14 protein-coding genes are annotated in these 17,264 nt (G+C 37.1%); 9 read left to right on the top strand and 5 right to left on the bottom strand.

The window, feature by feature from the left end; translation table 11 throughout:
- Positions 1 to 79 precede the first annotated feature (79 nt).
- Positions 80 to 799 carry a T9SS type A sorting domain-containing protein gene (locus ACSHW7_RS14130; RefSeq protein WP_435680018.1) on the bottom strand — a complete coding sequence of 240 codons (720 nt, stop codon included), beginning with the start codon at positions 797 to 799 and terminating at the stop codon, positions 80 to 82.
- 243 nt (positions 800 to 1,042) lie between these two features.
- On the opposite strand from ACSHW7_RS14130, the gene ACSHW7_RS14135 reads away from it, so the two are divergent.
- A complete protein-coding gene (locus tag ACSHW7_RS14135) occupies positions 1,043 to 2,770 on the top strand; it encodes a T9SS type A sorting domain-containing protein (RefSeq protein WP_435680019.1) in 1,728 nt (575 codons plus the stop codon).
- 105 nt (positions 2,771 to 2,875) lie between these two features.
- Here the strand turns inward: ACSHW7_RS14135 and rsmG are convergent, their stop codons facing one another.
- Positions 2,876 to 3,505 carry a 16S rRNA (guanine(527)-N(7))-methyltransferase RsmG gene (rsmG, locus tag ACSHW7_RS14140; protein WP_435680020.1) on the bottom strand — a complete coding sequence of 210 codons (630 nt, stop codon included), beginning with the start codon at positions 3,503 to 3,505 and terminating at the stop codon, positions 2,876 to 2,878.
- A 267-nt stretch (positions 3,506 to 3,772) separates the two neighbouring features.
- Between rsmG and ACSHW7_RS14145 the strand changes: the two genes are divergently transcribed.
- The 4 genes from ACSHW7_RS14145 (at position 3,773) to ACSHW7_RS14160 (ending at position 8,103) form a co-directional block, all read left to right on the top strand.
- Positions 3,773 to 4,732: a fatty acid desaturase family protein gene (locus tag ACSHW7_RS14145; RefSeq protein WP_435680021.1), complete on the top strand. Its 960-nt coding sequence runs from the start codon at positions 3,773 to 3,775 to the stop codon at positions 4,730 to 4,732.
- Positions 4,733 to 4,736: 4 nt separating this feature from the next.
- Positions 4,737 to 5,927 carry a pyridoxal phosphate-dependent aminotransferase gene (locus ACSHW7_RS14150; RefSeq protein ID WP_435680022.1) on the top strand — a complete coding sequence of 397 codons (1,191 nt, stop codon included), beginning with the start codon at positions 4,737 to 4,739 and terminating at the stop codon, positions 5,925 to 5,927.
- Between the two features lie 123 nt (positions 5,928 to 6,050).
- On the top strand, positions 6,051 to 7,214 hold the full coding sequence (gene purT, locus ACSHW7_RS14155; protein WP_435680023.1) for a formate-dependent phosphoribosylglycinamide formyltransferase: 1,164 nt from the start codon (positions 6,051 to 6,053) through the stop codon (positions 7,212 to 7,214).
- A 76-nt stretch (positions 7,215 to 7,290) separates the two neighbouring features.
- The gene (locus tag ACSHW7_RS14160; RefSeq protein ID WP_435680024.1) at positions 7,291 to 8,103 is read left to right on the top strand and encodes an OmpA family protein; all 813 of its coding nucleotides are present in this window, start codon (positions 7,291 to 7,293) and stop codon (positions 8,101 to 8,103) included.
- A 32-nt stretch (positions 8,104 to 8,135) separates the two neighbouring features.
- On the opposite strand, the gene ACSHW7_RS14165 is transcribed toward ACSHW7_RS14160, so the two are convergent.
- Both ACSHW7_RS14165 and trkA read right to left on the bottom strand, forming a co-directional pair.
- Positions 8,136 to 9,641, bottom strand: a complete 1,506-nt coding sequence (locus ACSHW7_RS14165) for a TrkH family potassium uptake protein (protein WP_435680025.1) — start codon at positions 9,639 to 9,641, stop codon at positions 8,136 to 8,138.
- Complete coding sequence (gene trkA, locus ACSHW7_RS14170) at positions 9,641 to 10,990, bottom strand: Trk system potassium transporter TrkA (RefSeq protein WP_435680026.1); 1,350 nt, start codon at positions 10,988 to 10,990, stop codon at positions 9,641 to 9,643. The genes ACSHW7_RS14165 and trkA overlap by 1 nt, the downstream gene beginning before the upstream one ends.
- 168 nt (positions 10,991 to 11,158) lie before the next feature.
- Here trkA and ubiE point away from each other — a divergent pair, with 168 nt between their 5' ends.
- Together ubiE and ACSHW7_RS14180 are read left to right on the top strand one after the other, a co-directional pair.
- Positions 11,159 to 11,896 carry a bifunctional demethylmenaquinone methyltransferase/2-methoxy-6-polyprenyl-1,4-benzoquinol methylase UbiE gene (gene ubiE, locus ACSHW7_RS14175; protein WP_435680027.1) on the top strand — a complete coding sequence of 246 codons (738 nt, stop codon included), beginning with the start codon at positions 11,159 to 11,161 and terminating at the stop codon, positions 11,894 to 11,896.
- Positions 11,897 to 11,899: 3 nt separating this feature from the next.
- Positions 11,900 to 12,607 carry a porin family protein gene (locus ACSHW7_RS14180; RefSeq protein ID WP_435680028.1) on the top strand — a complete coding sequence of 236 codons (708 nt, stop codon included), beginning with the start codon at positions 11,900 to 11,902 and terminating at the stop codon, positions 12,605 to 12,607.
- On the opposite strand, the gene ACSHW7_RS14185 is transcribed toward ACSHW7_RS14180, so the two are convergent.
- Positions 12,594 to 13,322, bottom strand: coding sequence for a TrmH family RNA methyltransferase (locus ACSHW7_RS14185; RefSeq protein WP_435680029.1), 729 nt, complete (start codon positions 13,320 to 13,322; stop codon positions 12,594 to 12,596). The two genes, ACSHW7_RS14180 and ACSHW7_RS14185, sit on opposite strands and share 14 nt — an antisense overlap.
- Before the next feature lie 35 nt (positions 13,323 to 13,357).
- Between ACSHW7_RS14185 and ACSHW7_RS14190 the strand changes: the two genes are divergently transcribed.
- Positions 13,358 to 15,946: a BamA/TamA family outer membrane protein gene (locus tag ACSHW7_RS14190; RefSeq protein WP_435680030.1), complete on the top strand. Its 2,589-nt coding sequence runs from the start codon at positions 13,358 to 13,360 to the stop codon at positions 15,944 to 15,946.
- A gap of 246 nt (positions 15,947 to 16,192) precedes the next feature.
- Positions 16,193 to 17,260: a class II fructose-bisphosphate aldolase gene (gene fbaA, locus ACSHW7_RS14195; RefSeq protein WP_435680031.1), complete on the top strand. Its 1,068-nt coding sequence runs from the start codon at positions 16,193 to 16,195 to the stop codon at positions 17,258 to 17,260.
- The last annotated feature ends 4 nt before the right edge of the window (positions 17,261 to 17,264 follow it).

Here is a 17,264-nt window from a genome sequence, read left to right on the forward strand (position 1 = left end):
AAATATATTTAATAATACAGCACAAAAAAGTCCGTTACATCCCTGTAACGGACTCAATTACTTTAATGGCGGAAAAAGATTATCTCTTTACAAAACGCACTGATTGAGAAACCCCTCTATCATTAGTTACTTTAACAATATACAATTGTGGTAATAAATCTCCCACTGGCTCTCGTTTAGTTCCTTTGGTTAGTTTCTTTTTAGACTTTATTACACGTCCTCTCATGTCGTAGATTGTTATATCTACATCATCTGTTAAATTGAAAAGTAATTCGTCATTAACAACTGTTGATGTTAAGTCGAAAATTGAAATTTCATTATCTCCGAGACCAAGTGTGGGGTCATACAAATATGTTATGGTTAAATCTTCACCTATTTCATTTCCACTAGCATCTACTTGATAAAATCTAAAAACGTGGTTTACAGGAGAGGTTACCTCTGGACCGGTGTAAAGAAAATGATTTCCTTGACCTGTAGAGGCACCTGGCTCTATCACTTGCGGTGCAGATACTGGTGGGTAAGAATTTCCAACTACAATATTATCATAGCATTGACCACCGTAACACACTTGAAACGGAGAAGGAGTGTCTGTAGAAACGTATTTAATAGAAGAAAAAATTGTTTCAGTTCCTGTATTAGTAACAAAAAAGTCTTTAGTAGCTATAGATGGGTCGTTTGAATTTACGGCAATAACATCACCATCTACAATGGGCTGACCGTTTTCATCTGACACGGTAAACTGAGCATTTACAACAATTGCACTAAACAAAAATCCGAATAATAGTAGTTTAAGTTTCATAACTTTAATTTTTTTTAAAATAAATTGATTGTAAATATATGATAAATACAACAAAAAAACCAATGTTAAATTTGATAAATAAAATTTACAAAAAAATTTGATATCTTTCTCTTTAATAACCAATTAACCCACTAAAAAACTAGGGTTTAGCGCAACAGAAAACCCATTATTTTAGTGTTAAAAAATTCTTAACTTAAAGAGTATTTTTTTATATTCGTAAATAATTAACTTAAATCTAAAAAAATGTCAAAGAAATTACACCTATTAGGAGCAGCGTTATTTATGACGGCTGGGATGTTTGCACAAACGATAGTGGGAACAGCTCCTGAAAACAAAAATGTGATTCTAGAAGAATTTACTGGAATCAATTGCCAATTTTGTCCAGATGGTCATGCTATTGCTAATGCATTTAAAGCAACGGCGCCAAATGATATATTTTTAATCAACATTCACTCTGGAGGCTTCGCTAACCCAGGTGCAGGGCAACCTGACTTTAGAACTCCTTTTGGAGCTGCCATTGATGCTCAATCTCAGTTAGCAGGGTATCCTGCTGGAACAATAAACCGTCACGCATTTCCAGGACAACAACAAAATGGATCACCTGCTGGAGCAACTGCTCAAGGTAGAGGAACATGGGCGGCAACTGGAAACATTACCTTGGGAGAGGCTTCTTACTTAAATATGGGTATTGAAGCAGAAATTGATGTTCAAACAAACATTATGACTATTCATGTAGAAGGTTATTACACTGCTAATAGTCCTGTTGCAACAAATATGCTAAATATTGCCATTAAACAAAACAACACTACAGGACCGCAATCTGGCGCTAACCAAGGTAACAACTACGTTCACAACCACAGACTTATTGACATGCCATTAGGACAATGGGGTATGACTATTAACAACACTACAGCTACAACACTTGTAGACGAAACTATTTCATACACTATTCCAGCGGACATCAATGGAATTCCAGTTGAAATTGCAGATTTAGAAGTTACTGCTTTTATGGCCGAAACTACACAAGAAATCATTACAGGAATTGGAACAATACCTACATATACTGGACTTACAAATGCTAATGATGCTAACCTTAGATCTATCGCTGATATTGACGATACTTGTTCAGGTGTTGCTTCACCAGTTATCAATATTCAAAACTTAGGGATTAACGATATAACCTCATTGGATATTACTTATGACGTTAATGGTGGAACAGCTGAAACTTTCACTTGGACTGGTACTTTAAGCTCATTACAAAGTGAAGATATTACCTTACCAGAAATTTCTTTCCCTGTGGACACAGATTATACTGTTAACGTAAGCATTCCTAATGACGATGTCAATACCAACAATTCTGTAAGTACATCTTTTTCAGATTCTATAGATACAGCGGGAACAATGAAATTAACAGTTACTTTAGACGACTGGGCTGAAGAGTGTTCTTGGAACTTTACTGACTCTTCTGGAACTATCTTGGAAAGCGCTACATATACAGGAGGAAACGGAACAGCAGGAGATGACCGTATGACTTTTAACTACATATTCAACTTTGGTGATGAGTGCATGACGTTTAATGCATTTGACTCTTATGGCGATGGCCTTGCAACAGGAGGAAATGGTGGTATTTCATTAGAGGATGCTAACGGTGTTGTTGTATATCCTTTTAATGCTAATTATGGATCAGGTTTCTCTGTACAGTTTGACTCTGACGGAATATTAGGAGCAAATGATATAAACACAGTTGCCGTTTCTATCTTCCCTAACCCTGCTAGCACAGTATTGAATATTGCAAATGCTGATAATTCTAACGTTGAAGTTTACAACATTCTCGGTCAAGTTATGATGACGAAATCGAACATATCTTTGAACGAAGAATTGAATGTTTCTCAATTGGTTACCGGAACGTATTTCGTTAAAATTTCAAACGGAACAACTATTACAACTAAGAAATTCATCATCGCGAGATAATTAATTTTTTTCAAATACTTAAAAACCCTCGACATAACAGTCGAGGGTTTTTTTATACTTCAAATTTCCGCGGAAATGTGAATAAACAATTAATTGATTTTTTAATTAGACTTTGTACTTCAACGGTAAATGAACAACCGTTTTTGTTTCAAAGAAATCTTCCTTGTAGATTTCAGATAATTTATAAATAGTTGCTTTAGGAAAATCGGCAAGTTCTTCAGTTAAATCCCCTCCCTTTAAATACAGAATTCCGTTAGCCAACTCATGATTACTCTTTTTAGCTATTTTCTTTTTCACCCAATGGTTAAATGTTTCCATTTGTGCTACGGCCCTGCTTACAATAAAATCAAATTTCTCATCAATAGTTTCAACTCGGGCGTTTGTCACTCTTACATTTTCTAGCTTTAAACCGTCTCGCACCTCTTCCACTACTTTGATTTTCTTTCCAATACTATCCACTAAATGAAACTGGGTTTCAGGAAAAAGTATCGCTAATGGAATCCCCGGAAAACCTCCCCCAGTTCCTACATCTAAAATTTGTGCACCCGGTAAAAATGCTTGCACTTTGGCAATTCCAAGAGAGTGAATGACATGTCTTAAATACAACTCATCAATATCTTTTCTTGAAACTACGTTGATTTTTAAATTCCAATCTTTATATAAGGTTGATAACTGAGAAAATTGCTCTTTTTGCAATTCACTTAAGCCAGGGAAATAATATAATAGTTCTTCCATAATTGAATGTGATAGACAAAAGTAATGCATCTATAATAATTTTATGATTCTGAAGTCTTATTTTACGCAATAGATATGTATTTTTGATGTTTCTACAAAGGTGCAAACCTTTTAAACAATAATACCGTGACTGAGACTCAACTTAAATTTTCTAGAGTAGATTCGGCAAAATTCTTTAGAACGCTCAATAAGCGAGTAAACTCGTACTTTAAAGAGAACAATATTCAACGGACAGGTAATTGGAAACTTCACCTAAAAACGGTGATTATGTTTGCAATTTATCTTACTCCTTACTTTTTATTATTAACGCTTAATTTTCCAACATGGGCACAGCTGTTATTTACCATTTTAATGGGGATAGGTATGGCTGGAATTGGAATGAATGTGATGCACGATGCTAATCACGGATCATACTCCTCAAAAAAATGGATTAACAAAATGCTGGGGAGCAGCATATATATTTTAGCCGGAAATGTGTATAATTGGCAAGTGCAGCACAACGTATTGCACCATACATATACCAATATTCATGGGCATGATGAAGATTTAGAAGCTGGAAGAGTACTTCGGTTTTCAAAACATGCTGAATGGAACAAAATGCACAAATTCCAGCATTATTATAGTTTTTTACTCTACGGACTTCTTACATTTAATTGGGCACTTACAACAGATTTCCAACAGACAAGCAGGTATTTGAAAAGAAAATTATCATTTGGTAAATTTCCGAAGCCATCAAAACAATGGAGTATTTTAATCATTACGAAAATCATCTATTTTGGAATGTGGCTTGTTATACCAATCCTATTTTTTGACATTGCTTGGTGGAAAATTTTAATCGGATTTTTTATCATGCATTATGTGGCAGGTGTTATTTTGAGCACAATCTTCCAATTGGCACACGTAGTTGAAGATGCTGCTATGCCATTGCCAGACGCATCTGGGACAATGAAAAACACATGGGCGATTCATCAATTGTTCACAACAGTTAATTTCGGAACAAAAAATAAAATCATGAACTGGTTTACAGGTGGTCTTAATCATCAAGTGGAACACCATATTTTTCCACACATAAGCCACGTACATTACACAAAGATTTCAAAAATAGTTCGTGAGACTGCGAATGAATTCAATCTACCGTATAACGAATACAAAACCACAAGAAAAGCACTTATCGCTCATTTTAAACACTTAAAGCAAATGGGTATGAATCCCGCTCTTTCAGCTTAAAGACATGGACAACAAACTCTCTAACCGTATTAACGAGATGGCTGTTTCTGCCACACTCGCAATGGCAGCAAAAGCCAGAGAATTAAAAGAAGCTGGCGAAAATATTATAGGACTGAGCTTAGGCGAACCAGATTTTACCATACCACAATTTGTAAAAGATGCGGCTATAAAAGCCGTAAATGACGATTTTCATTCCTATACTCCTGTAGACGGCTATGGCGATCTAAAGCAAGCCATCATCACAAAGTTTAAACGTGACAATGGGCTGGATTATAAACCATCTCAAATTGTAGTTTCAACTGGAGCAAAACAATCGTTATATAATCTGGCACAAGTATTATTAAATCCTGGTGATGAAGTTTTATTACCTGCTCCATATTGGGTAAGTTATGCAGATATTAGCAAGGTTGCCGGAGGCGTACCTGTTGAAATCAAAACTTCAATTGAAAATGATTTCAAAGTAACTCCTCAAGAATTAGAGGCCGCAATCACTCCTAAAACCAAAATGATTATCTACAGTTCGCCTTGTAACCCAAGTGGATCTGTTTATAGCAAAAAAGAATTACGAGCGCTTGCCGATGTACTTGTAAAATATCCAAACATCATCGTGGTAAGTGACGAAATTTACGAACATATCAACTTCGCAGGTGACCATGTTTCCATGGCGAAGTTTGAAGATATGTACGACCGAACGGTTACCGTAAATGGAGTTTCCAAAGCATTTTCAATGACCGGATGGAGAATAGGATTTATTGGCGGTCCAGAATATATCGCGCGAGCCTGCAACAAAATGCAAGGACAGGTTACCAGTGGCGCTAACTGTATCGCTCAAAAAGCGACTGTTATTGCTTTGGAAAATCCCCCGAGCAAGATTCAATATATGGTGGATGCTTTTAAAAATCGTAGAGCACTCATCCTTGAACTTCTTTCTGAAATTCCAGACATTAAAACAAATGAACCGGAAGGAGCTTTTTATGTATTTCCAGATATTTCTACATATTTTGGTAGAACACTTCGTGGTACAAAAATCAACACCGCGACCGATTTTTCACTCTATCTTTTAGAACACGCAAAAGTGGCTACCGTTACTGGTGAAGCCTTTGGAGACGATAATTGTATTCGCATTTCGTACGCAGCTTCCGAAAATGACATAAAAACCGCGATGGCTCAAATTAAAGAAGCACTTACTTCTTAATACCGAAACGTAACAACAACAAAAAGCTCGCTGATTCACTCAACGAGCTTTTTTGTTTATAACCTTCCCCTAAAAATATTTTAAAACATTAGTTTTGTTTTATTATAATTTAGAATCACAATCATGGCTAAAATACTCCTCTTAGGATCTGGTGAATTAGGAAAAGAATTTATAATCTCAGCGCAGCGACTAGGTCATTATACCATTGCAGTGGATAGTTATGACCACGCACCTGGAATGCAAGTAGCCCACGAAAAAGAAATTATCAATATGCTCGACGGCAAAGCGCTTGATGCACTTATTGAAAAGCATAAACCAGACTTCATCGTCCCAGAAATTGAAGCCATCCGCACAGAGCGATTATATGACTACGAAAAACAAGGATATACTGTTGTACCATCAGCAAAGGCGGCAAACTTTACCATGAACCGTAAGGCGATTAGAGATTTGGCCGCAAAAGAGTTAGGCCTTAAAACTGCTCCGTATCAGTACGCAACTTCAGCGAAAGAACTTAAAAATGCTGTTGAAATCATAGGAATGCCGTGCGTTGTAAAACCCTTAATGTCTTCCAGCGGAAAAGGCCAAAGCACCATAAAAACAGAAAGCGACTTTCAAAAAGCATGGGACTACTCCCAAGAAGGCTCCCGCGGTGATGTTGCCGAAGTTATCGTTGAAGCATTTATCAACTTTGACTATGAAATAACCCTGCTCACCGTCACCCAACAAAACGGGAAGACGCTCTTCTGCCCCCCTATTGGGCATCGCCAAGAAAGAGGCGATTATCAAGAAAGTTGGCAACCAGCTACCATGCAAGATAGACACTTAAAAACAGCTCAGGACATGGCTGCAAAAGTGACCGCAGCACTCACCGGAAATGGTATATGGGGCGTCGAGTTTTTTATGGGAAAAGACGGTGTTTATTTTTCTGAACTATCGCCAAGACCCCACGACACTGGGATGGTAACCTTAGCAAACACACAAAATTTTAACGAATTTGAACTACACCTTCGCGCTATCACGGGACTGCCAATTGCTGAAATCACCCAAGAAAGAATAGGCGCAAGTGCAGTTTTATTAGCTTCAAAAAATTCAGACAATCCGAAATTTGAAGGATTGCACACTTTAGCCGAAGCACCGAAAACCGATTTTAGGATTTTCGGAAAACCTACTTCGCGCCCCAACCGAAGAATGGGCGTTGTCCTTACGTACGATTCACTCGACGGGAATATTAAAGAAGTTACCAAAAAAGCCAAAGAACTAGCCAAAGGGATTACGGTTACAGGATGATATATACTTCGGAAATAAGGAGTTGTAAAATAATCTATAATTATTTTGGTACTTTTAGTGTGTAAATTCATTAGAGATGTTTCAGCTGAAATTATTTTTACCCTTATTAATCCTGCCACTTTTGGTTATGGGTCAAGATGTGGAGCAAAAGTTTTCGTTGTATTTTGAAAATGATTCGGCTACTCTAAATACGCAACATTTGCAGATAATTGAAGAAATTAAAATTTCCGAAGACAAAGAACTACTCGATGTACACATTAAAGGCTACACCAATAGCGTAGGTAGCGCTGAATATAATTTTGAGCTGTCCAACAAACGTGCTGCAAATGTCACGGCATTGCTGCGCGAGTTTACTATTATTTCTTCACAAGGTTACGGTGAACTTGATTCGGAAGCTGCAAAAAATAGGCGTGTTGATATTCTTGTCCATTACAAAAAAGACCACGTTGCTGAGCCTGGCGATATCGTTATTGAACCTATTATTGTTCCTGAAAAAAAACCATCATTTTCCAATACATTAAAAAAAGGCGATAAAATTACACTAGAAGGTATTATGTTTTACCAAGACCGGGATGTGATCATGGATGAAAGTAGGGATGCACTCGATAAACTAGTTGTATTTTTAAAGAAATATCCTAAGATTAAATTTAAGTTGATTGGTCATGTTTGCTGTGGTGACCCATTGCGCCCTTCCAACGATTTTATAAATGTACGTACGGGCAAAAACAATCTAAGCGAAGCACGGGCACAGGCGCTTTACAATTTTCTTCGCAAAAAAGGCATTGCAAGAAATAGAATGCGCTATGAAGGAATGGCTTTTAGACAGCCAACCGGAGTGAACAACACAAAAGATAGACGTGTTGAGATCATGATTACAGATGTGGAATAGGTACTTGTTTAAAAAGTGTATACTATTAATTTTTACCTATTTCTCCAAAAGAAAGGTGTGAATAGTATAAGTACGGTAAATAGTTCAAGTCTACCAATAAGCATTAAAAAAGATGCCCACCACTTTGCCGCAGATGGCAGACCACCATAATTATCCACAGGACCTAAATCTCCCAAAGCAGGCCCAACATTTCCTAACGTTGATGCAGCGCCACCAAGTGCCGTTTTAAAATCTAATCCCAAAGCAGAAAAAACGAGAACTCCCACAATAAACGATAACATATACAAAATAAAGAATCCTAGAATATTGAATACAATAGGCTGCTGAACTGATTTGTTATTATACCTAACAGGTATGATTGCATTGGGGTGCAATGTGCGCTTGAATTCCATAAGTCCGTTTTTAATCATAATCAAGTGGCGCACAATTTTAATTCCACCTGATGTTGAACCTGACGAACCTCCCAAAAACATAAGACCAAAGAAGAAAACGGTTAGTAGCGGTGTCCAGACCGTATAATCTGCGGAAATGAAGCCAGTGGTTGTAACAATAGTTAATACCTGAAATAAAGCATGACGAAAGCCACTTTCAAACTGTCCCAACAACATAGGGTGCGCTATAGAACTTGCCGTCATGTCTACATCTAGATAGATTAAACAGGCAGCGATTACAGTCAAACTTATAATTACTAAACCGTATACCTTGAATTCTTCATCTTTAAGAATTTTACTGAATCTACCCTTAAACGCATAATAACTGAGTACAAAATTTGTCCCTGCTAAAAACATAAATACAATAATAATATATTGTATCAAGGGATTATCATTCCAGTGGGCAACACTATCATTTTTTGTAGAAAATCCGCCTGTACTCAACGTACTTAATGAGTGGTTGATTGCATCAAAAAAGCTCATTCCGGCAAATTTCAAAAGAATGGTTTCAGCAATAGTGTAGCCCACATAGATTAACCATAAACGCTTTGCTGTGTCTGTAATTCTTGGGTGTAATTTGTCTCCGCCCGGGCCTGGTGCTTCAGCTGCAAAAAGTTGCATCCCTCCTATTCCCAACAATGGTAAAATAGCAATGGCAAGAACGATAATTCCCATACCACCTATCCAATGCGTGATGCTTCTCCAGAATAAAACACCTTTGGGTATACTCTCAATATCAGATAAAATGGATGCTCCCGTAGTGGAATAGCCACTCATTGTTTCAAAAAATGCATTTGTGAAATTAGGAATTGCTCCTGTGAAAACATACGGTATTGTTCCTGCAAGTGACATAATGACCCAACCCATCGTAACAATAATATATCCATCGCGTTTGACAATTTCTTTTTTGTGATTGCGAGTAAGAAGCATGATAATCCCTCCAATTGCCATTGTCACAATCCCCGAAAGAACCATCTCCTTAAAAACACCATCCTTACATAGAAAACTTATCAAGGAAGAAAGCAACATAAAACCTCCATTAACCGTGAGAAGCAATCCCATCAAGTGAATGATAATTTTAGTATTTACTTTTTTGTAGAAAGGCATTAAATAAAGAGTTTTTCTACCTTATTTATGGACTGCGGAAGACAACACACGACTACGCGGTCGTTAATTTCAATCACAAAATCACCCAGCGGAATCAAACCTTCTCCATTACGAACGATTCCTCCAATTATTGCTGAGCGCGGCACATCGATATCTTTCACTTTTTTGCCGCTCACTTTTGAAGTAGATGTCACGATAAACTCAAGCAATTCTGCATTCATGTTGTTGAGTTTGGTCATCGCCACAACCTCCCCTTTACGGATGTATCTAAAAATATTATTGGCAGCAAGTAGCTTTTTGTTGATCAAAGTATCAATCCCAATACTGTGCGATAACTGAAAGTAATCCATGTTTTCAACAAGTGCAATTGCTTTTCCTACGCCCTTGCTTTTAGCAACCAAGCAAGACATAATGTTTGTTTCGCTATTTCCAGTCACACTTATAAAAGCGTCCATTTCTTGTATATCTTCTTCAATGAGCAAATCTACATTACGTCCATCTCCATTAATCACCAAACAACTAGGAATGTCATCAGCGATTTCTAGAGCTCTTTCCTTTGTGTTTTCTATAAGTTTAACTCTAAATTTATGTTGACAAAGATCTTTGGCTGTTTTGTAACCAATATTCCCTCCACCTAAAATCATTACATTTTTTATTTCTTTTCTTTCTCTACCAAGGATGGTATAAATTTCGTTTAATCCTTCTTTAGTAGTGATAAAATACACTTGATCTCCTTCTTTAAATTTAGTGTCGCCACGGGGTATCAAAGTATATTGAGTTCCAAAACGCTGCATGGCAATGGGTGCGTATTCTAATTTGGGAAACATTGCTCCAACTTCTTTTATGGTTCTATCTACAAAAGCATTTGTTCTTGAAAGACTAAGACCTATCATCGTCAAGGCACCACCTTCAAACTCATACGTATCGTTAAATGCACTTTGGTTAAGTAATAATTCGATTTCGTTTGCTGCTAAAGATTCAGGTGAAATGAGTTCGTCAATTCCAAATTTAGTAAAACCTACCTCATCTTTCCGTTCGATAAATTCGGTATTGCTTATTCTTGCAATCGTCTTTTTAGCACCCAATTGTTTTGCTAAAACGCATACTGTAATGTTAGTCGTTTCCGAAGAAGTCACCGCAATAACCAAATCAATATCACCTATATTACTTTCCTCTAAAACCCTAATTGAGGTGGCATCACCACGCACAACACGAATATCAAGATGCGTGTCTGCATAGGCTAAAGATTCTCGGTCTGTATCAATTAATGTAATATCTTGAGATTCAAAAGACAATAATTTGGCTAAATGAAATCCCACTTCACCGGCACCGGCGATTATAATTTTCATAGAAAGTTCTTACGAATAGTTTTGCAAAGGTATCAAAAATTTAAAACGTGTATCTCGTTAGACTATTTAATATTAAAAGCATATTCTTATTTTAACATATTAAAATGCAAGCAATCACAACTATTATGAGCCATAATTTTCTAAAAAGTGATTACCTTTGCGCCCGCAATGAGAGAAGACAAAAAAATTACTCCTTACAAAGATTCCGAGCTCAACAAAAAGAAGCAAGTGGAACAAATGTTTGACAATATTAGTGGAAACTATGATGGCTTGAACAGGGTTATTTCTATGAGAATGGATCTCAAATGGCGTAAAAAAGTTGTGAAATCCATCGCAGCGATAAACCCAGAAAGCATTCTCGATATTGCTACAGGTACTGGAGATCTTGCCATCCAATTTGCAAATAACACCAATGCCTCAAAAATTGTGGGACTTGATCTATCTAACGGAATGTTAGAACAAGCTAGAATTAAAGTTAAAGGCACAGCGCTTCAAAATAAAATAGAATTTGTTCAAGGTGACTCAGAGGCGTTGCCTTTCGAGGATAATAGTTTTGATGCGATTACGGTTTCGTTTGGAGTCCGGAATTTTGAAAATCTTGAAAAAGGGCTTTCTGAAATTTTAAGGGTTCTAAAAAAAGGTGGTTTGTTTATTATTCTAGAAACTTCGGTACCCACTAAATTTCCTTTTAAGCAAGGCTATAATATTTACAGTAAAAATGTATTGCCATTGGTGGGCAAGCTTTTTAGCACAGATAAAGTTGCCTACAAATATTTATCTGAAAGTGCCTCAGTTTTTCCACATGGCGAAGTCCTCAACAATATTTTGAGGAAAATTGGGTTTATAGAAGTGGAGAACAAACCCCAAACTTTTGGTGTAGCCACCATTTACAGCGCTACAAAATAATTTATGAAAAAACTTTTGATTGTCTTAGCTATCACAATGCTTGCGCAAACCGCACAAGCACAGCTTTTTAGTAGAGAACGTTTAGCAAATCTAGAAACTTTTGACAACCAGTTCTTAAGTTGGGGCTACTTTTTAGGCTTCAATAGTTATGACTTTAAAATTGAATATAACAACGAGTTTAGCAATACACAAACTGATATTGTTGTAGAAGGCCAAACAGGTTTTAATGTTGGATTGATTGGCGATATGCGTATCAACAAATACATGAACTTACGTTTAGAGCCGGGGCTTTATTTTACGCAACGAAATTTACTTTTTCCCGGTTTTACTGAAAATGCTGATATTTTGAGAGAGGTAAAATCTACATACATTCACGTGCCGTTGCTCCTTAAAATTTCGACAAAGAGATTGAACAACTGGAAGCCATTTATCATTGGTGGTTTTTCAACATCACTCAATCTTTCCAGTAATGAAAACAACCCTGAGGATAACTCACAAGGACAGTTTAGAACCACAACATACACTAATTATTACGAGCTTGGATTTGGGATTGACCTTTATTTATTTTATTTCAAATTTACACCATCCATTCGTGGCGTCTTTGCCATCAGTGACGAGCTAGTGCCAGACGCAGACCCCACGAGCAACTACACTTCAAACATAAGTTCTTTAAATTCTAGAGGCGTTTTTATCAATTTTACGTTCCAATAGTTCTTCGGAATTCACTCAACAAAACGGCAGTTGCCGTTGCCACATTGAGGCTTTCGGTATCGTGACGTTGACCAAATTGCGGAATGGTAATTTTATGCGTCAAAAGTCCCATGATTTCTTTTGAAATCCCATTTGCCTCGTTTCCTAAAACCACAATCGCATCTTCGGGAAGTGTTTCGGCATATATGGAATTTCCATTCATAACTCCTCCATAAACGGGCAGATTTGAGCTGTTTAAATATTCTTGTACATCCAAATAATGAACTTGAACTCGCGCAATAGAGCCCATTGTGGCTTGAATTACCTTGGGATTATAACAATCCACCGTATCGGTTGAACACACTAATTGCTCGACGCCAAACCAATCACAGAGCCGAATAATCGTCCCCAGATTTCCAGGGTCCCTAATGGCATCCAATACAACGGTCAATCCTGTTTTTTTAACTTCGGAAATTTGTGGAATTTCAAACAGTGCCAAGGATGAATTTGCCGTCGTAAGAAAACTTATTTTTTTGAGTTCTAATTCTGAAATTTTATGGGTGGTACTGTCTTCCACCGCTGAAATTTCCGAAGTAAAAAGACTGTGCAATCGTATCTTTGAAGCGACAAGTTCTGCAATTACTTTTGGGCCTTCAGCAACAAAAAGTCCTTCCGTATTTCGGTACTTTTTTTGCTTCAAACTCGTTATTAGTTTAATTTGACTTTTACTTATCAATTTTATCTATTTTTGACATTGATTAAAATTTCCTGTTGAAAACAAGCCTCACAAAAATATCACTAATTTTAGTATTAGTAGCGTTGATTTTGTCGTGTAATGCGGTGAAACATGTTCCCGACGGCGAGTTTTTATTGACCGAAAATTCCATTATTGTCGATGGCGAAGAAATTACAGATTTGGGTGTGGAAAGTCAATTTGTGCAAAAACCAAATACCACCATTCCATTTATTGGAATCCCCGTAGGACTTCACATTTACAACATGGCAGATCAAGAAGCAGATTCTACCTATTACAATTGGCTGCACAGAAAACCAAAACGAGAAGAACGGCTCGTGCGGTTTTTATCCCAAAAACAAGTGGATGAATTGGGCAACTCGTACATAGGCTTTAACGAGTGGTTAAAAAAATCTGGAGATGCACCCGTTATCATTGAGGAACAAAAAACCGAAAAATCACTCCAACGTGTAAGATTGTGGTATGCAAAAAGAGGGTGGTTCAACACCGAAGCCGAATACAAAGTTGATACAGATTCCAGCAAAGCGAAACGTGCATCGATTACATATAACGTAACGCGACACAAACCCTATGTTGTGGACAGTCTACAAGAAAGGATTAGCTCTCCCGTGGTAGATTCTATTTTTCAAAAAACAAAATCACTCGCTTTTGTTAAAAAAGGGAAACAGTATCAGGCTTCAGATTTTGAAAACGAACGCGAACGTATTAACATACAAATGCGTAATTCTGGGCTTTATTATTTTGATCGTGAATATATAAGTTTTGAAGGCGACACTGTAAACACGGGACACAAAGCAAACATGACGTATATTATTCCCGACCGTAAAATTGAAGTGGGCGACTCCAGTTATACAGAGCCATTTAAAGTCCACAAAATAAACGAGGTTAAAATAATTACAGACTATACGTTTGCTAACCAAGGCAAAGCATTTTCAGATTCTCTTCAATTTAACGGTTATACGCTCTACAGTTATGATAAAATGAAATATCGCCCCAAAGCGATTACCGATGCTGTTTCGATTACACCCAACAAAATATTTAAGGATATTGACCGAACGCTCACATACAATCAAATTAGTGATTTGCGTATTTTTAAATATCCCAATTTATCCTATCAAGAAGACCCACGAGATTCAACTGGTACGGGTTTAATAAGTACTATATTTTTAACTCCACGGAAAAAAGCAACGCTGAACGCTAGTTTTGATACCTATACTTCTACCATACAGCAAATTGGAGTTGGAGGTTCTGGTTCTCTATTGCTCCGAAATGTTTTTAGAGGCGCAGAGACTTTTCAAATTTCGGGGAGTGGCTCGGTGGGTTCTTCAAAGGACGCGGCCGACGATGAAAGTTTTTTTAATATTTCAGAATTTGGTGTGGATGCGAAGCTATCTTTTCCCCGTTTTCTATTTCCGATTAATACCAATAAAATAATACCAAAATATATGGGCCCAAGAACCAATTTAAGTGTTGGTTTTAATGCGCAAAACAATATTGGGCTCGACCGCCAAAACTTAAGTGCTGTCTTTAATTATAACTGGAAACCTTCAAAAATTAGAGAAAATAGTCTTGACCTCATCAACATTTCATATGTACGAAATTTGAACACAGATAATTTTTTCAATGTGTACCGAAACTCGTTTGATCAAGTAAACGGCATTGCACAGGATGTTGAAGATGCGAATCCTGGTGTTATCAATCCAGACTTTTATACACTTGATGAAGATGGGGATATTGTGTTGGGCATTCCAAATGGAATAAACAGTTTTTTACAAACAACAATTGACCCTGATAGCCCATACATGTTAAACTCAGATAACGCCGATATACTTCTCAGCGTTATTGAAAGAGGCACAAGGTTGACAGAGGACAACTTAATTTTCGCTTCAAATTTTGTATGGACTCGGGATACTCGGGATAATATTTTTGATAAAAATTTTTCTAGATTTCGCTGGAAAATTGAAAGCGCTGGTAATTTACTGTCTGGAATTTCAAATATTGCCGGTCTAGAAAAAAACGAAGATGGAAATTATGAAACTAGTGGCGTTGTATTTTCGCAATATGGAAAACTCGAAACCGAGTATATAAAACACTGGGAACTCGCGGGTCAAAATGTCGTTGCTGTGAGAGCTTTTGGTGGGATTGCGGTTCCCTACGGAAACAGTAACAGCATTCCATTTACACGAAGTTATTTTGCAGGTGGCGCCAATGACAACAGAGGCTGGCGACCTTATGACCTTGGACCTGGAAGTAGTGGTAGCATTTTTGATTTTAACGAAGCCAACTTTAAACTTGCTTTTAACGCCGAATACCGTTTTACAATTTTAGGAGCCTTTAAAGGTGCATTTTTTGTAGATGCAGGGAATATCTGGAACGCCCTCGATAACATTGAAGATGAAGCATCAAAGTTTAACGGTATTGCAGATTTAAAAGAAATCGCTGTAGCAAGTGGATTTGGATTACGCTATGATTTTGGATTTTTTGTTTTTAGATTGGACACTGGTTTTAAAACGCACAACCCAGCATTACCTGTGGGTGAGCGATGGTTTAAGGAGTTCAATTTCAGTAATGCTGTTTATAATATCGGTATCAATTATCCTTTTTAGAAATTATAAATTCCAAATACTTTCTTCGGAAACGCAACTTATTTTAAGCATTATCTTTTAATAAAAGCTCAGCGTAGCAACAAAAGTCACTTTTCCGAAGTATAGAAAATCATACTAAGGTTTTATCATCTTCTTTATAAATCGCCACGAACACTGCGATAAAACGAGGTCTGCAAAATCTACAATCCAATATCATCTATCGTAGCTCTAAAATCATTATTTTTACAGTCAAAACTAAACAACATTATGAGTCATAATATTAAGCCCGGAGTTGCGACCGGAAAAGAAATCCAAGAAATCCACACATACGCCAAAGAAAAAGGATTTGCAATGCCAGCAGTAAACGTAGTGAGCTCAAGTACTGTTAACGCAGTAATGGAAACAGCTGCCGAATTAAATGCGCCTGTAAATATTCAATTTTCGAACGGAGGTTGTTTGTTTAATGCCGGAAAAGGATTAAATAATGACGGAGAACGCGCGGCGATTGCTGGGGGTGTTGCAGGAGCAAAACACGTACACCAAATGGCCGAAGTGTATGGCGCAACAGTAATATTGCACACAGACCATTGTGCTAAAAAATTATTACCTTGGATTGACGGTTTATTAGATGCGGGAGAGCAATTTTATAAAGAAACAGGTAAACCATTATACAGCTCTCACATGATTGATTTGAGCGAAGAACCTATTGAAGAAAATATAGAGATTTGTAAAAAATATCTTGCTCGTATGAGCAAAATAGGAATGACACTCGAAATTGAATTGGGTATCACAGGCGGTGAAGAAGACGGCGTTGACAATAGTGATGTGGATGTTTCAAAATTATACACTCAGCCTGAGGAAGTGGCTTATGCTTATGAAGAATTAATGAAAGTAAGTGACCAATTTACGATTGCGGCAGCCTTCGGAAATGTGCACGGCGTTTACAAGCCTGGCAATGTTAAATTGACTCCAAAGATTTTAAAGAATTCTCAAGAGTATGTTCAGAAAAAATTTGGAACTGGCAACAACCCTGTAGATTTTGTTTTTCACGGTGGAAGTGGTTCAACGGTTGAAGAAATTAGAGAGGCAATTGGTTATGGCGTTGTTAAAATGAATATTGACACGGATTTACAATTTGCCTATACCGAAGGAATTCGTGATTACATTCTAACTAATAAAGAATATTTGATGACCCAAATAGGCAATCCTGAGGGCGACGAATTACCCAACAAAAAATACTACGACCCAAGAAAATGGATTCGTGAAGGCGAGTTAACTTTTAAGGCGAGATTGAAAAAAGCTTTTGAAGATTTGAATAACGTTAATACATTATAATTGG

The sequence above is a fragment of the Patiriisocius sp. genome (genome assembly GCF_051252435.1).
In the GTDB taxonomy this organism is placed as follows: domain Bacteria; phylum Bacteroidota; class Bacteroidia; order Flavobacteriales; family Flavobacteriaceae; genus Patiriisocius.

Bases quoted from the DNA above. Each gene is read 5' to 3' on its own strand.
- ACSHW7_RS14145 (WP_435680021.1), top strand. From the start codon at position 3,773: ATGTTTGCAATTTATCTTACTCCTTACTTTTTATTATTAACGCTTAAT.
- ACSHW7_RS14180 (WP_435680028.1), top strand. From the start codon at position 11,900: ATGAAAAAACTTTTGATTGTCTTAGCTATCACAATGCTTGCGCAAACC.
- purT (WP_435680023.1), top strand. From the start codon at position 6,051: ATGGCTAAAATACTCCTCTTAGGATCTGGTGAATTAGGAAAAGAATTT.
- ACSHW7_RS14165 (WP_435680025.1), bottom strand. From the start codon at position 9,641: ATGCCTTTCTACAAAAAAGTAAATACTAAAATTATCATTCACTTGATG.
- ACSHW7_RS14130 (WP_435680018.1), bottom strand. From the start codon at position 799: ATGAAACTTAAACTACTATTATTCGGATTTTTGTTTAGTGCAATTGTT.
- ACSHW7_RS14135 (WP_435680019.1), top strand. From the start codon at position 1,043: ATGTCAAAGAAATTACACCTATTAGGAGCAGCGTTATTTATGACGGCT.
- trkA (WP_435680026.1), bottom strand. From the start codon at position 10,990: ATGAAAATTATAATCGCCGGTGCCGGTGAAGTGGGATTTCATTTAGCC.
- rsmG (WP_435680020.1), bottom strand. From the start codon at position 3,505: ATGGAAGAACTATTATATTATTTCCCTGGCTTAAGTGAATTGCAAAAA.
- ubiE (WP_435680027.1), top strand. From the start codon at position 11,159: ATGAGAGAAGACAAAAAAATTACTCCTTACAAAGATTCCGAGCTCAAC.
- fbaA (WP_435680031.1), top strand. From the start codon at position 16,193: ATGAGTCATAATATTAAGCCCGGAGTTGCGACCGGAAAAGAAATCCAA.
- ACSHW7_RS14150 (WP_435680022.1), top strand. From the start codon at position 4,737: ATGGACAACAAACTCTCTAACCGTATTAACGAGATGGCTGTTTCTGCC.
- ACSHW7_RS14160 (WP_435680024.1), top strand. From the start codon at position 7,291: ATGTTTCAGCTGAAATTATTTTTACCCTTATTAATCCTGCCACTTTTG.